General features: G+C 71.7%; 2 protein-coding genes. Both read right to left on the reverse strand.

Annotated elements, in window-relative coordinates; translation table 11 throughout:
* Positions 1-6,051: SDR family NAD(P)-dependent oxidoreductase (locus ACLZOT_RS33870; RefSeq protein WP_416972970.1), on the reverse strand; the 6,051-nt coding region annotated here is incomplete at its 3' end.
* 108 nt (positions 6,052-6,159) lie between these two features.
* Positions 6,160-17,328, reverse strand: a complete 11,169-nt coding sequence (locus tag ACLZOT_RS33875; protein ID WP_416972971.1) for an SDR family NAD(P)-dependent oxidoreductase — start codon at positions 17,326-17,328, stop codon at positions 6,160-6,162.
* Between the last annotated feature and the right edge of the window lie 4 nt (positions 17,329-17,332).

Below are 17,332 nucleotides of genomic sequence, written 5' to 3' on the forward strand. Positions count from 1 at the left end.
GTCCTGATTGACAGCCGACCCCCGCACCACAGCAAGAACCTTGTGCCCATTCCGCCGAGCATCCGACAACCGCTCCAACACCAGCAGCCCCACTCCCTCCGCCAGTCCCACCCCGTCCGCAGCAGCCGCATACGCCTTGCACCGCCCGTCCGGCGCCAGCCCCCGCTGCCGGGCGTACCCGGCGAACATGTCGGGATCGGCCATGACGGTGACACCCCCGGCAAGCGCAAGATCGCACTCCCCCTGCCGCAACGCCTGCGCGGCAAGGTGAATCGCGACCAGCGACGAGGAGCATGCCGTATCGACGCTCACGGCGGGCCCTTCGAAGCCGAGTGTGTAGGCGACCCGCCCCGACACCACGCTCCCGGTGCTGGCCAGGAAGGCGTACCCCTCCAGATCGGCGTGCCGGCCCCCGGCGTAGTCGTGGTACATCACCCCGACGTACGTCCCGGTCCGACTCCCTTTCAGGGACGCCGGATCGATCCCGCCCCGCTCCAGCACCTCCCAGGACGTCTCCAGCAGCAGCCGCTGCTGAGGATCCATGGCCAGCGCCTCACGCGGATTGATCCCGAAGAACGCCGCATCGAAGTCGCCCGCGTCGGGCAGGAATCCCCCCTGGTCGGTGTAGGTGGTGCCGGGATGGTCAGGATCGGGGTGGAAGAGCCCGTCCAGATCCCACCCTCGGTCGGTGGGAAACGCCCCCACCGCGTCCACACCGTCGATGACGAGGTCCCACAGCTCCTCCGGCGAGGTGACGCCGCCGGGATAGCGGCAGGCCATGGAGACGATGGCGACCGGTTCGTCGGTGACGCCGGAGGGCAGGACGACAGGCGTGGCGGGCGCCTGCACGGCCCCGCCGAGGCGGCCGTCGAGGTAGCTGGCGAGGGCTCGGGGCGTGGGGTGGTCGAAGGCCGTGGTCGCGGGCAGCCGCACACCGCCCGCCGCAGCAAGCCGATTGCGGAGTTCCACCGCCGTCAGCGAGTCGAGCCCGAGGTCTTTGAAGGCGGTCGTGGCGCTGATGCGCTCGACGGAACCGTGCCCCAGGACGGCGGCGACGTGCTCGCGTACGACGTCGGTGAGGACACGGAGCCGGTCGTCCGCGTCGAGCCCGGCCAGGCGTGTGATGAGGACGGCTTCGTCGTCGGCGCCGGCGGCGAGGCGGCGTCGAGGAGGCGTCGCGGTGAGGGTGCGCAGGAGCGGGGAGAGGTCGTCGGGCGTGCCGCGTGGATCGAGGTCGGCCGCGACGACGTACGGGTGGTCGAGGGCGTGGGCCTGGTCGAAGAGGGCCAGTCCGGCTTCGTCGGTGAGGGGGGAGAAGCCGGTGCGGCGCATGCGGGCGAGGTCGGTCGGGGTCAGTCCGGTGGTGGATTCCCACAGGCCCCAGGCGAGGGAGACTCCGGGGAGTCCTTGGGTACGGCGGTGTTGGACGAGGGCGTCGCAGTAGGCGTTGGCCGCCGCGTAGTTGGCCTGTCCGGGACTGCCCAGCGAGGCGGCCGCCGAGGAGAAGACGGCGAACAGGCCGAGGTCCAGGTCGCGGGTCGCTTCGTGGAGGTGGTGGGCACCCGCCGCTTTCGTGGCCCACACGTGCGCCAGGCGCTCGGGGGTCTGGGCGGTCACGACGGCGTCGTCCAGGACGCCCGCGGCGTGGATGACGCCGGTCAATCGGTCGATGGACGCGACCAGTTCGGCCACGGCGGTACGGTCGCCCACGTCGACGGCCGTGACCGACACGTCGGCGTCGAGTCCCGCGCGGAACTCCGTGATGCCGGGGGTCTCGGGGCCGCGCCGGCTCGCGAGGACCAACCGTCGCACTCCCCACTCCCGCACCAGGTGGCCGGCCACCAGTTGGCCGAGGACTCCGGTGCCGCCTGTGATCAGGACGGTGCCGTTCGGGTCCAGCGTGCCGGGGGTGTCGGGGCCGGTGGAGGTTCGAGCGAGGCGGGGTACGCGGATCTCGCCGTGGTGCAGGGCGAGTTGGGGTTCGTCGGGGGGCGCCGCCGCCATGGCCTCGGCGAGTGTGTCGTCCGGGCCGAGGTCGATGAGGGTGAATCGGTCGGGGTGTTCGGACTGGGCGCTGCGGACGAGCCCCCAGACGGCGGCGGCCGCCGGGTTGCCGGGGGTGCCGTCGAAGGTCACGGCGCCCCTGGTGGCGAGGGCGAGGCGGGAGTCGGGCAGGGGGGCGGCGAGCCAGGTCCGGACGAGGTCGAGGGCGCGGGTGGTCAGGGCCAGCGCTTCGTCACTGCCGGCGCCGTCCCGGCTGTCTTCGCTCTCACCATGGCTGTTGTCGGCGCCGTCGCCGGTGTCTTCGAGAAGAACCGCCACCACCTGCGGCGCCTCCGCACCCCCTGCGACCTCCTCCACCAGCTCCTCGACCCCGTGCTCCAGCGCCACCCACGGCACCGAGCCCGTCGCCCTCTCCGCCGCGACCCACTCCAGGTCGAACAGTGCGTGCCGGTCCCGGGTCCCTCGGCCGATCTCGGCGAGGCGGTCGGCGTCGATGGGGCGGGAGCGGAGGTCTCGTACGGTCAGTACCGGTGCTCCTACGGCGTCCGCGACAGTGATCCGCAGTCCGTCGCCGACCTCTTCGCCGAGGGGGGTGAGGCGCACGCGGACGGTGGTGGCGCGTACGGCGTGCAGGGTTGTGTCGTTCCAGGTGAAGGGGAGCCAGGTGCGGCCGGTGTCGGTGGGGGGCAGGAGGAGGGCGGCGGGCTGGAGGGCGGCGTCGAGGAGGGCGGGGTGGATGCCGTACCCGTCCGGGTCGCCCGCTTCGTCGGGGAGGGTCACCTCGGCGAGGACGTCCGGGCCGTGGCGCCAGAGTTTGCGGATGCCTCGGAAGGCGGGTCCGTAGCCGTACCCGTTGCGGTCGGCTCGTGTGTAGAGGTGTTCCGGGTCGGCGGGTTGGGCGTCGGGCGGGGGCCAGGGGGTGCCGTCCGGGGCGCCGTCCGTCGTCTCGGGGCCCAGGACTCCTGTGGCGTGGCAGGTCCAGGGGTGGGTGTCATCGTCGTCGGGGCGGGAGAAGACCTGGACGTGGCGCCGCCCGTCCGCGTCGGCGGCGTCCACGACGACCTGGATCCGCAGGCTGCCGGTGTCGGGCAGGGCGAGGGGGGTCTCCAGGGTGAGTTCCTGTACGGCGGGGCAGCCGGTGTCGTCGGCGGCGCGCAGGATCCACTCCAGCTGTGCGGCGCCGGGCACGAGGGGGTGGCCGGCCACGGTGTGGTCGTCGAGCCAGGGGGTGGAGCGTCGGGAGACGCGGCCGCTGAGGAGGTGGACGTCCCGGTCGGCGAGGCCGACGGAGGCGCCCAGGAGGGGGTGTCCCGAGGCGGTGAGTCCGAGTCCGGCGGGGTCGCCGGGCCGGCCGGTGGGGGGTGTCGTCCAGAAGCGTTCGTGCTGGAAGGGGTAGGTGGGCAGGGCGATGGTGCGGGGGGTGGGGTCGGCCGGGAACCAGGGGCGCCAGTCGATGTCGGCGCCTGCGGCGAACGTCTGGGCGGCGGCGCGGGTGAGCTGTTTCGTGTCGCCTCGGCCGCCGCGCAGGGTGGGGACGACCGTGGCGGGGACGTCCGCGCGCTCGATGATGCCCGCCATCGCGAGGTTGAGGACGGGTTGGGGGCTGACCTCGATGAAGAGGCGGTGGCCTGCCGCGAGGAGGGCGTCGACGGTGTCCGCGAACCGGACGGGGCGGCGTACGTTGGCGACCCAGTACGCGGTGTCGAGTCCGGCGGGGTCGGTGGGGGCGGCGGTGACGGTGGAGTAGAAGGCGACGTCGGAGGCGGTGGGGCGGATGCCGGTGAGGCGGGTGGTGAGTTCGCCGGTGATCTCGTCGATGTGGGGGCCGTGGCCGGCGATGTCGGAGTCGACGGGGCGGACGCGTACGTTGCGGGCGCGGGCGTCGGCGACGACGGCGGCGATGTCGTCGGGCGGGCCGGAGAGGACTGTGGAGTAGGGGCCGTTGACGGCCGCGACGACGACGTCCGGGCGTCCGTCGATCAGTTCGGTGGCCTGGTCGCAGCTCAGGCCGAGGGCGGTCATGGCGCCGCGCCCGGACAGGGTCCGCAGAAGGCTGCTGCGGGTGGTCACGATGCGGGCGCCGTCGGCCAGCGAGAGCGCTCCGATGACGCACGCGGCGGCGATCTCGCCCTGCGAGTGCCCGATGACGGCGGCGGGTTCGATGCCGTGGTGGGCCCATACCTCGGCGAGCGCGACCATGACGGCCCACATCACGGGTTGGCCGACGTCGATCCGGGCGAGTTCGGCTCCGTCGCCGCGCAGGACGTCGGTGAGGGACCAGTCGGCGTAGGGCGCGAGGGCGCGTTCGCATGCGGTGATCCAGGCGGCGAACACCGGGGATTCCGCGAGGAGCCGGGCGCCCATGCCGGCCCACTGGCCGCCGTGTCCGGGGAACATCAGGACCGGTCCGGGGCCGGTGGCGGAGGCGGTTCCGGTGATGACGCTCATGGACTCCTCGCCGGCCGCGAGGGAGCGCAGTCCGGTGAGGAGGGTGTCGCGGTCGTGGCCGATGACGACGGCGCGGTGTTCGAAGGCCGAGCGCGTGGTGGCGAGGGACCAGCCGACGTCGAGGGGCGAGGCCGGGGACGCGGCGGCTTCGGCCAGTCGCCGGGCCTGTTCCCGCAGCGCCGTCTCGGTCCGGGCGGAGATGACCCACGGTACCACCCCGCCCGGGGCCTCGCCGGAGGGCTCATCCTGGGTGACCGTCTCGGGCGCCTCCTCCAGGATCACGTGCGCGTTGGTGCCCGACATCCCGAACGCCGACACCCCGGCCCGGCGCGGACGTTCACCGCGCGGCCAGGGCACGGGCGAGGTGAGCAGTTCGACGGCGCCGGAGGACCAGTCGACGTGCGGGGTCGGATCGTCGGCGTACAGGGTCGCGGGCAGTTCCTCGTGGCGCAGCGCCATCACCATCTTGATGACGCCCGCGACGCCGGCCGCGCCCTGCGGGTGGCCGAGGTTGGACTTGACCGACCCGAGCCGCAGCGGCCGGCCGTCGGCGCGGTCGCGGCCGTACGTGGCGAGCAGGGCGCCGGCCTCGATGGGGTCGCCGAGCCGGGTGCCGGTGCCGTGTGCCTCGACGGCGTCGATCTCGGCGGCGCCCAGGCCCGCGTTGGCGAGGGCGGCGCGGATGACGCGTTCCTGGGAGGGGCCGTTGGGGGCGGTGAGGCCGTTGGAGGCGCCGTCCTGGTTGACGGCCGAACCCCGCAGCAGGGCGAGGATGTCGTGGCCTCGGGTGCGGGCGTCGGAGAGGCGTTCGAGGAGGAGCAGCCCCGCGCCTTCGGAGAAGCCGGTGCCGTCGGCGTCGGCCGAGAACGCCTTGGAGCGGCCGTCGGGGGCCAGCGCGCCCTGCCGGGAGAACTCGGCGAACGCGGCGGGGGTGGGCATGACGGTCACCCCGCCGGCCAGCGCGAGGTCGCACTCGCCCTGCCGCAGCGCCTGCACGGCGAGGTGCATCGCCACGAGGGAGGAGGAGCAGGCCGTGTCGACGCTGACGGACGGTCCCTCCAGGCCGAGGCTGAAGGAGATACGGCCGGACAGGACGCTCAGGGCGTTGCCGGTCAGGAGGTGTCCTTCGACCGCCTTGTCGGGCTGTGCGCCACCGAAGCCGAGGACGCCCGCGCCGACGTAGACGCCGGTGGGGCTCAGTTTCAGGGTGGCGGGGTCGATGCCGGCGCGTTCGAGGAGTTCCCAGGCCGTCTCCATGAGGACGCGCTGCTGGGGGTCCATGGCGAGGGCCTCGCGGGGGCTGATCCCGAAGAACGCGGCGTCGAAGCCGGGCGCGTCGGTCAGGAAGCCGCCCTTGATGTCCGTCGTCTCCCAGCCCCGGTCCGCGGGGACCTCTCCGATGGCGTCGCGGCCTTCGGCGACCAGGTCCCAGAGCGCCTCGGGGGTACGGACGTCGCCGGGGAAGCGGCAGGCCATGGAGACGACAGCGATCGGTTCCTGCGCGCGCTCCTCCACCTCGCGCAGACGCTTGCGCGCCTGGCCGAGGTCCGCAGTGACCCGCTTCAGGTACTGGCGAAGTTTTTCCTCGTTGCTCGGCATCGGACGTCACTTCTCCATCGGCGAAAGTCGGCGAAGCTCGGGGAGGTGGTGGGGAGGTCTGGGCGGGTGTCAGACGGTGTGGGGGCGGGGTGTGGGGGCCAGCGGGACTCAGAGCTCCCGGTCGATCAGCTCGAACATCTCGTCGTCGGAGACCGCGTCGAGCGCGTCGAGGTCGGGTGCGCCGTTCAGCTTGGTCAGCAGGGTGGTGAGGCGTCTGGTGATCCGGCCGCGCGCCTCGTCGTCGAGGTCGAGCGCGGTGAGGGAGGACTCGATACGGCCGAGTTCGCCGAGCACCGGTCCCACGGGGTCCTTGGGGAGAGCCGGGGTGCCGTTGAGCCGTTCCAGGAGGTGCTCGGCGAGGGCGGCCGACTCCGGGTGGTCGAAGACGAGGGCGGCGGGCAGTTTGAGCCCGGTGGCCGCCGCGAGCCGGTTGCGCAGTTCGACGGCGGTCAGCGAGTCGAAGCCGAGTTCCTTGAAGGACGTGTCCGGGCGGATCGTGTCGTGGTCGGCATGCCCGAGCACCCCGGCAGCGTGGGACCGGACGAGGTCCAGCAGCAGCCGGTGCCGACCGGCAGGGGGCAACGCGGCGAGCCGGTCCGCGAACCCGTCCACGGAGACGGCCCCCGCAGCAGCGGTACGCCTCGCGGTGACGGCCTTGGTGACGAGGGAGCGCAGGAGAGGGGGCGGCGCGGTGACGGCACGTACGTCGAGATCGACGGCGATCACATGCGGACGCTCCTGCGCGCGGGCGGCGTCCAGGAGAGCCAGCCCGTGTTCCGTGGTGAGCGGGGTGAAGCCGGTGCGTTTCATGCGGGCGAGGTCGGTGTCGTTGAGGTGGCCGGTCATGCTGCTGGCGGTCTGCCAGAGCCCCCAGCCGATCGAGAGGCCGGGAAGCCCTTGGGCCCGGCGGTGTTGCATCAGGGCGTCGCAATAGGCGTTGGCAGCCGCGTAGTTGGCCTGCCCGGGACTGCCCAGCGTGGCGGCGGCCGAGGAGAACACCACGAACAGATCGAGCCCCACGTGCCGTGTCGCTTCGTGAAGATGGCGTGCACCGAGCGCCTTGGCGGCCCACACCCGCGCCAGACTCTCAGGGGTCTGGGCGGTGACGACGGCATCGTCCAGCACACCAGCGGCATGAACGACGCCGGTCAACCGTCCGATGGACGACACGAGTTCAGCCACAGCACCGGCATCGGTCACATCCAAGGCCACGACCGAGACATCGGCACCCAGCCCCTCTGCGATGCCCTCGGCGCCCCCGCTCCGACTCGCCAGGACGAGCCGCCGCACCCCCCACTCCTTCACCAGACGCTCGGCAACTGCCGCACCCAGCACGCCTGTCCCACCAGTGATGAGAACCGTGCCGTCCGGGTCGAAGGCGGGCGGAATGTCGAGCACGAGTTTGCCGGTGTGCTCGGCCCGGCTCATGAACCGGAACGCCTCCCGGGCCCGCCCCACCGGCCAGGCCCGGACGGGCAGCGGAGTCAGAGCGCCGGAGGCGAACAACTCCCCCAGTTCAGCCAGCATTTCCCCGATCCGCACGGGCCCGGCGTCCGGCACGAGATCGAAGGCCCGGTACCGGACTCCCCCGTACTCGGCGGCGACACGCCCGGCGTCCCGTTTGTCGGTCTTCCCCATGTCCACCATCCGCCCACGCCCGGCGAGCAGTCGCAGGGACGCGTCGGTGAACTCCCCGGCGAGGCTGTTGAGTACGAGATCCACACGCCCCCGGAACTTCTCCGCGAACCCGAGGTCCCGCGAGGAGGCCCGGTGCGCCTCGTCGATCCCCAACTCCTCCAGCACGGCATGCTTACCGGGGCTCGCGGTCGCGAACACCTCGGCGCCCAGATGACGGGCGATCTGCACGGCGGCCATCCCGACCCCACCGGTCCCGGCGTGCACGAGCAGCGACTCGCCCGCGCCCAGCCCACCGAGCTCTACGAGCCCGTACCAGGCCGTCAGGAACACGACGGGTACGGCGGCGGCCTCCCGCAGGCTCAACGCCTCCGAAACCGGGACGATCATCCGGGCGTCCGCGACCACCAACGGCCCGAACGCGCCCTCGAACAGACCCATCACACGGTCGCCGACGTTCAGATGCGTGACATCGGGCCCGACCTCCGTCACCCAGCCCGCGCCTTCGCTCCCCCCGAACGTGCCTTCGTCGGGGTACATGCCCAACGCGATCAGCACGTCACGGAAGTTCACGCCGGCTGCCTGTACGGAGATCCGCACCTGCCCCGATGCCAGGGAGGCCAGGGCTTCCGGGGCCTCGATCACCGTCAGGGCGTCCAAGGTGGCTGGGCCTGTGGTGGAGAGGCGCCAGGCGGAGGTGCCGGTTTCGGGCGGCAGAAGGCGGTCGTCGGGAGGTGTGGCGGGGGTCAGTCTGGGGACGTACAACGCGCCCTCCCTCAGGGCGAGTTGCGATTCATCCTCGGGCAGTGGGGGCAGTTCGCCGCCGTCCGTGTCGAGCAGGAGGAGCCGGCCCGGGTGTTCTGTCTGGGCGGTGCGGATCAGGCCCCATATGGCGGCTGCCGAAGGGTCTACGTCGCCGCCGTCGATGGCCACCGCATCTTGGGTCACTACCGTCAGGCGGGACTCCTCGGAGGAGTTGAGGAAGTCCTGTACCTCGGTCAACACCCTCGTGACGGCGGTCAGTTCCTCGCCGCCCACCGTCAGGACGAGGGTCTCCTCGCCCTCGATGTCCGGTGCCGTGAGCGGGGTCCACTCGACGGCGTAGAGCCCCTCGACGCCAGGCGCCAACTGATCAGGAGCGACTGCGCGCAAGGTCAGCGCGTCCGTGGTGAGGACGGGGGCGCCCGTGGTGTCTGTGATTGTGACTCCGACGGTCTCGCCGTGAGGGGTCAGCCGCACGCGGATATGGGTGGCGCCGGTCGCGATCAGGTTGACGCCGGTCCAGGCGAAGGGGAGCCAGAGGCGGCCGTTTCCGGGCGGGTCGAGGAGCATCAAAGGGTGCAGGGCGGCGTCCAGCAGGGCGGGGTGGATGCCGAAAGCGTCGTGGGGGCCCGCTTGTTCGGGGAGGGCGATCTCCGCGAGCAGGTCGAGGCCGTGGCGCCAGAGTTTTCGTAGGCCTTGGAATGCTGGCCCGTAGGTGTAGCCGGATTGTTCGGCGTGCGTGTAGAAGTCCTCGACGTCTACGGGGGCGGCGTCGGGCGGGGGCCATTCGGGGGCCAACTCCGCTTCCAGCAAGGCATGTTCGGGGCTCGCAACACCCGTGGCGTGGCATACCCATGCGGTGTCGCGTCGCGCGTACGCACGGACCTCGCGCCGGCCCTCCTCGTCCGCCGCGCCCACGGTTACCTGGAGCTGGATGGTTCCCGAGGCGGGGAGTACGAGTGGTGCCGTCAGCGTGACCTCGTCCAGGGTGGGGCAGCCTGCTTCGTCGGCGGCCCTGAGGAGCCATTCGATCAGGGCGGATCCGGGGACCAGGGCGTTGGCGGCGACTACGTGTTCGGCCAGCCAGGGGGAGGTTTCGCGGGTGAGGCGGCCGGTGAGCAAGTAGGCGTCGGTGGCGGGGAGTTCGGTGGTGGCGGTGAGGTGGGGGTGGTTGAGGGGGGTCATGCCGAGGCCGGTGGCGTCGGTGGGGGTGGTGGGGGGTTCGAGCCAGTAGTGGTGGTGTTGGAAGGGGTAGGTGGGGAGGTCGATGGTGCGTGGGGGTGTCGGGAACCAGTGGCGCCAGTCGATGTCGGCGCCCGCGGTGAAGGCTTGGGCGGCGGCGAGGGTGAGTTGCTTCACGGAGCCGTGGTCGCGGCGCAGGGTGGGGACGACGGTCCCGGACGAGATGGTCTCTTCCATCGGCAGGACCAGCACCGGATGGGGACTCACCTCGATGAACAGGCGGTAGCCGTCGGCCTGGAGCGCCTCGACGGTCTCGGCGAAACGGACCTGCTCTCGAAGATTGGTGACCCAGTAGCCGGTGTCGAGCGTGGCGGTGTCGATACGGCTTGCGGTGACGGTGGAGTAGAAGGCGATGTCGGACTCCGCGACCGGACGGACCCCGGCGAGCCGCTCGGTCAACTCCTCGGCGAGTTGGTCTATTTGTGCATTGTGGGAGGCGTAGCCCACGTCGATGAGGCGAGCCCTCAGTCCCCGCACCTCAGCCTCGGACACCACCGCCGCCACATCAGCGGGCGGGCCCGAGATCACCGTGGAGGAGGCACTGTTGACCACGGCGACGGACACACCCGGCCGCTCGTCCCCGATCAGTGCACGCACCTCGTCCGGTCCGGCGCCGATCGAGGCCATGTCACCCCGGCCCTGCAACTGCCGCAGCGCATCACTGCGGACGGCAACGACCCTCGCCGCGTCCGAGAGCGACAGCACCCCCGCCACGCAGGCCGCAGCTATCTCACCCTGCGAATGCCCAAGTACTGCGGCGGGACGAACACCATAGCCCTCCCAGACAGCGGCCAGGGAGACCATCACCGCCCACAGGACCGGCTGCACCACATCGACACGGTCCAAGTCGCCGCCGTCCCGCAGCACTTCGGTCAGCGACCAGTCGACATGAGGCGCAAGGGCCTGCTCACACTCCCCGATCCGCGCCGCGAACACCGCAGACTCGTCCAGCAGTTGCGCCCCCATCCCCACCCACTGCGACCCCTGCCCAGGGAACACCAGCACCGGCCCGGGTCCGATGTCCCCGGCCACCCCCGACACCACATCCCCACCCACGACCACCGCACGATGCTCGAACACCGACCGGGTCGTGACCAGCGACCACCCCACCTCCGCCGCCGTCGCCTCCAACTCCCGCACCCGCCGCACCTGTTCACCGAGCGCCGCCTCACTCCGCGCAGACACCACCCACGGCACCACCCCAGACACCTCACCACCCGACACCTCAACATCCCCCAACGGCGCCTCCTCCAAAATCAGATGCGCATTAGTCCCCGAAATCCCAAACGAAGACACCCCCACCTTCCGAACCCGCTCCCCCCGAGGCCACCCCACAGCCTCCCCGAGCAACCGCACCCCACCCAACTCCCACTCCACATGCGGAGTCGGCACATCAGCACTAAGGCTGACGGGAAGCAGCTCATGCCGAAGCGCCATCACCATCTTGATGACCCCGGCCACCCCAGCCGCCGCCTGCGTATGCCCGATGTTCGACTTCACCGACCCCAACCACAACGGCCGCTCCACAGAACGCCCTTGCCCATACACAGCAAGCAACGCCCCCGCCTCAATGGGATCCCCCAGCACCGTCCCCGTCCCATGCGCCTCAACCGCGTCCACATCCGACGCCTCTTGCCCCGCCCCAGCCAGAGCCGCCCGGATCACGCGCTCCTGAGACGGTCCGTTGGGCGCGGTGAGCCCGTTCGAGGCCCCGTCCTGGTTGACAGCCGACCCCCGCAACAGCGCCAGCACCTTGTGCCCGCCCCGCCGCGCATCGGAGAGCCGCTCCAGGACCACCAGCCCGGCCCCTTCCCCCCAACCAGTCCCGTCAGCGGCGGCCGAGAACGGCTTGCACCGCCCATCAGGCGCCAGCCCCCGCTGCCGGGAGAACTCCACGAACGTGTTCGGCGTAGCCATGACGGTCACGCCTCCCGCGAGCGCCAACTCGCACTCCCCCTGCCGCAGCGCCTGCGCCGCAAGGTGGATCGCGACCAACGACGAAGAGCACGCGGTATCGACGGTGATCGCGGGCCCTTCGAGCCCGAACGTGTAGGCGACCCGCCCGGAAGCCACGCTCGGTGTGCTCCCGGTCATGATCCGCCCCTCGAACCCTTCGGGTTTGCGCGCGAGGAAGCGTGAGCCGTAGTCGTCGTACATGATCCCGGTGATCACTCCGCACGACGTTCCGCGCAGCGTCGCCGGGTCGATGCCCGCGTTTTCGAAAGCGTGCCAGGCGGTCTCCAGGAGGAGCCGTTGCTGAGGGTCGGTCGCGGCGGCCTCGCGCGGGCTGATGCCGAAGAACTCGGCGTCGAACTCGCCCGCGTCGTAGAGGAATCCGCCTTCTCGGGTGTAGCTGTGGCCGACCCGGTCGGGGTCGGGGTCGAAGAGTTCGGCGGTGTTCCAGCCCCGGTTCTCGGGGAAGGGCCCGATGGCGTCGGTGCCGCTCGCGACGAGGTCCCAGAGTTCCTCGGGGGAGGTGACCCCGCCGGGGTAGCGGCAGGCCATCCCGACGATCGCGATGGGGTCGTCGTCCGTGGTCACCCGTGCGGTCGCGGCCTCCATCGTCCTTGCCGCACCAGGGAGTTGGGCGCGCAGATAGGTCACCAGCGCCCTGCCGGTCGGGTGGTCGAAGGCCAGGGTCGCGGGAAGTCGCATGCCGGTCGCGGTGGACAGCCGGTTGCGGAGTTCCAGCGACGTCAGTGAGTCGAAGCCCAACTCGTGGAAGGCGCGGTCGAGTTCGATGGCATGGGGCGAGGGGTGCGCGAGCACGATCGCGACCTGTTCCCGGACCAGTTCGGTCAGTACGCGCTCCTGGTCGGTGTCCGGCAGGGCGGCCACGCGTGCGGTCCAGGTGGTCTCCTCCTCGCGAACCGCCGGTTTGGGGCGGGGTGTTCGGACGAGGCCGCGCAGGACGGGCGACATCAGGTCGTCGCGGAGTACTGCCCGGTCGAACCGGGAGGCCAGCACTGCGGGCCGGGTGGCGGTGAGTGCCGTGTCGAAGAGTCCGAGGGCCTGCTCGTCGGTCAGCGCCGCGACTCCGGTACGGCGGATGCGCGCGCGGTCCGTGTCGTCGAGCCGTGCGGCCATCCCGCCCGAGGCGGACTCCCACAGCCCCCATGCGACGGAGGTCGCGGCGAGGCCCTCGGCGCGGCGGTGTTCGGCGAGGGCGTCGAGGAACGCGTTGGCGGCTGCGTAGTTGGCCTGGCCTGCGGACCCGAGGACAGCGCCGGCGGAGGAGAACAGCACGAACGCCGCGAGGTCCAAGTCGCGCGTCAGTTTGTGAAGTTGCCAGGCCACGTCGGCCTTCGGGGCGAGTACGGCGTCGAGTTGCTCGGGCGTCATCGCCGTGACGAGGCTGTCGTCGACGATCCCCGCCATGTGGACGACACCACACAGCGCACGGGAGCCGACGAGTCGGGCCAGCGCCTCCGGGTCGGTGACGTCACAGGCCACCGCTTCCACCTCGACGCCTTCGACCGCGAGGTCGTCGCAGAGTTCGGCCACGCCTTCCGCCTCCGGTCCACGGCGGCCGGCGAGGACCAGGTGACGGACTCCATGTACGGCGGCAAGATGGCGGGCGACCGTCTGCCCGAGCCCTCCGGTCCCGCCGGTGATCAGGACGGCGCGCTCGGGGTCCAACTCCGGTGCGGTGAGGTCGGATGGCCCCTCGGCAACCAGGCGTGGCACCAGGGCCGTGCCCTCCCGCAGAGCGAGCTGCGTCTCGCCGCGAGCCGTCGCGGCAGCCAGTGCGGCGGACTGCGCCTCCCGCGATGCGGGGTCCTGGTCCGTGTCCAACAGCACGATACGGCCCGGCTGTTCGGCCTGCGCGGCGCGGACCAGGCCCCACAAGGGGGCGGTGGCCAGGTCGGGCGGCGAGTCGTCCGGGCGTGCGGTGACCGCGCCTTCGGTGACGATGACGAGTCGCGCTTCGGTGTCCGTGGCGAGCCAGTCGGACACGAGGCGCAGGGCTCGGTGGGCGTGGGTTCGCGCTTCCGTCGGGGCGTCCCCGGCGGGGAAGGTGGCGAGCACCAACTCGTTCTCGGTGTCCAACACCTCACTCGCAAAGGGAAGTTGCTGCCACTCCAGGTGGTGCAGGGGGACGCTCGTACGCCAGTGTCCGGTAGGGATCCGGCGCAGGCGGAGCGTGTCGACAGCGGCGACCGGAGCGCCGTCCGTGTCGGTCAGGGTCAGGCGGAGCCGGTCGTCGGCGAGGGCGCTGAGGTGTACGCGGACCCTGGTCGTGCCGGTCGTGTACTGGCGGACGCCGGTGAAGGAGAACGGCAGGCGGACGTGCCGGTCGTCCTGCGGGTACAGGGTGTCCACGGCGTGCAGCGCCGCGTCGAGCAGGGCGGGGTGGAGGGTGAACCCGTCGGTTTCCTCGGCGAGTTGGACGTCGGCGTACAGGTCGTCGCCGTGTCGCCAGGCGGCGTGGACGGCGCGGAAGGCGGGGCCGTAGGCGTAGCCCTGTTCGTCGAGGCGGGCGTACAGGGCGTCGACGTCGACGGGGGTGGCGTCGGTGGGCGGCCAGGTCGTGGAGGTCGGCGGCTGGGTGTCGGTGTTCGTCGAGAGGGTTCCGGTGGCGTGGCGGTGCCATGTGTCGTCGGTGCGGGCGTGGACGGCGAGGGTGCGGTGGCCGTCGGAGTCCGGTGCGGCGAGGGTGAGTTGGAGGCTGACGGTGCCGTTGTCGTCGAGGAGCAGCGGGGTTTCGAGGGTGAGGTCGTCGATGGTGTCGCACTGGGTGAACCGGCTTGCGAACAGGGCGAGTTCGAGGAAGGCCGTGCCGGGGAAGGGGACCCCGCCGCCGATGGTGTGGTCCGCGAGCCAGGGGTGTGTGTGCAGGGAGAAGCGTCCGGCGAACAAGAAGCCGCCGTCGGCCTGTTGTACCGCTACCGGCAGGAGCGGGTGGCCGGTGTTGTCCAAGTCGACTGCGCTGGAAGGGGTCGCGCGCCAGTAGCGGCGGCGTTGGAAGGGGTAGGTGGGGAGGTTCGGCCGGTCGGTGCCGGTCGGGATCAGGGGGGTGAAGTCGATGAGCTGGCCGTCGGTGTGGAGGGTGGCCAGAGCGCCGAGCAGCGTGTGTGTCTCGTCTTGTCCGGTGCGCAGGGCGGTGGTGACGACAGGTTCAGCTGAGGTCAGGCAGTCCTGCACCATCGTGGTCAGGACCGGGTCCGGCCCCAACTCCAGGTACCGGACGACCTTCTGGGCGTCGAGGGCGCGCAACCCGTCGGCGAACCGCACCGGTTGGCGGACGTGCCGTACCCAGTACTCGGGGTCGCACAGTGTCTCCGCGTCGGCCAGGGCTCCGGTGAGGTTGGAGACGATGGGGAGCGTCGGCGGGTGGAAGGTCAACTCGCGGACGATGTCGCGGAATTCGTCGAGCATGGGGTCGAGGAGTGGTGAGTGGAAGGCGTGGCTCACGTTGAGTCGTTTGGTGCGCAGTCCGCGTTCGCGCAGGGAGTGTTCGAGCGCGGCCGCTTCGGTGGCGTCGCCTGAAATCACCACGGACGTGGGGCCGTTGACCGCCGCGAGGGAGAGGCGGTCGGTGAGGAGGGGGAGGACGTCGGTCTCGGTGGCCTGGACGGCGAGCATGGCGCCGCCCGGTGGCAGGGCCTGCATGAGGCGTCCTCGCGCGGCGACGAGGGTGCAGGCGTCCGGCAGGTCGAGGATTCCGGCCGCGTGGGCGGCGGCGATCTCGCCCACCGAGTGTCCGGTGAGGTGGCTGGGGGTGACCCCGAAGGAGGTGACGAGCCGGTAGAGGGCCGTTTCGAGGGCGAACAGGGCTGCCTGGGTGGTGCCGGTCTCGTTCAGTGCGGCGGCTTCGGGGCTGTCGGGCGGGGCGGACAGGGTGCGTTTCAGGGAGGGGTCGAGGTGGGCGCAGACGTCGTCCAGTGCTTCGGCGAAGGCGGGGAAGGCGGCGTACAACTCCTGGCCCATTCCGGGGCGTTGGCTGCCCTGGCCGGTGAAGAGGAAAGCGGTGGTGCCGGTGCGGGCGGCGCCCGGCGGGCGGACGAGGGCCGGGTGGGGGCGGCCTTCGGCGAGGGCGGCGAGGGCCTGTGCCCGTTCCTCGGGGTCGGTGCCGAGTACCACTGCGCGATGTTCGAAGTGGGTGCGGTGGGAGAGCGCGTCGGCGACTGCCGCCGTTGAGTCGTTCAAGTGCCCTGTCAGCGCGTCGGCTTGGGCACGCAGTGCGGGGGCTGTGCGGGCGGACAGCAGCCACGGCACCACCCCCGGAGTCCCCTCGGTCGACACCGCGACAGGGCTCGACGGTGCTTCCTCCAGGATCACGTGTGCGTTGGTCCCGGAGATCCCGAACGACGAGACGCCGGCCCGCCGGGTGCGCTCGCCGCGCGGCCAGGCCACCGGCTCGGTGAGGAGACGTACGTGCCCCGATGCCCAATCGGCGTGCGGGGTGGGGGAGTTCACGTGCAGGGTCGCCGGGAGGGTCTCGTGCCGTAGTCCGAGGATCATTTTGATGAGTCCGGCGACTCCGGCGGCGCCTTGGGTGTGGCCCAGGTTGGATTTGACTGACCCGAGCCACAGCGGTTGTTCGTCGTGCCGTTCCTGGCCGTACGTGGCGAGCAGGGCGTCCGCCTCGATGGGGTCGCCGAGGCGGGTGCCGGTGCCGTGTGCCTCTACCGCGTCGATCTCGGCGGGCGAGAGGCGAGCCCCGGCCAGCGCTGCGCGGATCACGCGCTGCTGGGCGAGGCCGTTGGGCGCGGTGAGCCCATTGCTGGCGCCGTCCTGGTTGACGGCTGAACCCCGGAGCACCGCGAGGATCGGGTGTCCGGCCCGGCGGGCGTCGGTGAGCCGCTCCAGCACGAGCAGGCCGGCGCCCTCGGAGAACGCGGTGCCGTCGGCGGCGGCCGCGAACGGCTTGCATCGCCCGTCGGCGGCGAGGCCGCGCTGACGGGAGAACTCGGTGAACACGTACGGCGTGGTCATCACCGTGACGCCGCCGGCGAGTGCGAGGTCGCACTCGCGCTGGCGCAGGGCGTGGGCCGCGAGGTGCACGGCGACGAGCGACGAGGAGCAGGCGGTGTCGATGGTGACGGCCGGGCCCTCGAAGCCGAAGGTGTAGGCGAGGCGGCCGGACAGGACGCTGGGCGCGCTGCCGGTGACGAGGTATCCCTCGGCCTCGGCGTCGAGGTGCGGGGTCCCGAAGCCGGGCAGGGCGGCGCCCGCGTACACGCCGGTGCGGCTGCCGTGCAGGGACCTCGGGTCGAGGCCGGCGCGTTCGAGGGCCTCCCAGGCGCACTCCAGGAGCAGGCGCTGCTGGGGGTCGAGGGCCTGTGCCTCGCGGGGGCTGATGCCGAAGAACTCGGGGTCGAACAGGTCGGCGTCGTGGACGAATCCGCCTTCGCGGGCGTAGGTGGTGCCGGGGTGGTCGGGGTCGGGGTGGAAGAGCGCGGCGAGGTCCCAGCCCCGGTTCTCGGGGAACGGGCCGAGCGCGTGGCGGCCGTCTGCGACCAGGTCCCAGAGCGCTTCGGGGGTGCGGATCCCGCCGGGGTAGCGGCAGGCCATCTCCACGACGGCGATGGGTTCTTGGGCGCGTTCCTCGGCCGCGCGCAGCCGCTGCCTGGTGGTGTGCAGGTCGGCGGAGACGCGTTTGAGGTAGTCGACGAGTTTCTCCTCGCTCACCATGCGC

Origin of the sequence: Streptomyces sp. 4F14, from assembly GCF_048159485.1 — a bacterium.
In the GTDB taxonomy this organism is placed as follows: domain Bacteria; phylum Actinomycetota; class Actinomycetes; order Streptomycetales; family Streptomycetaceae; genus Streptomyces.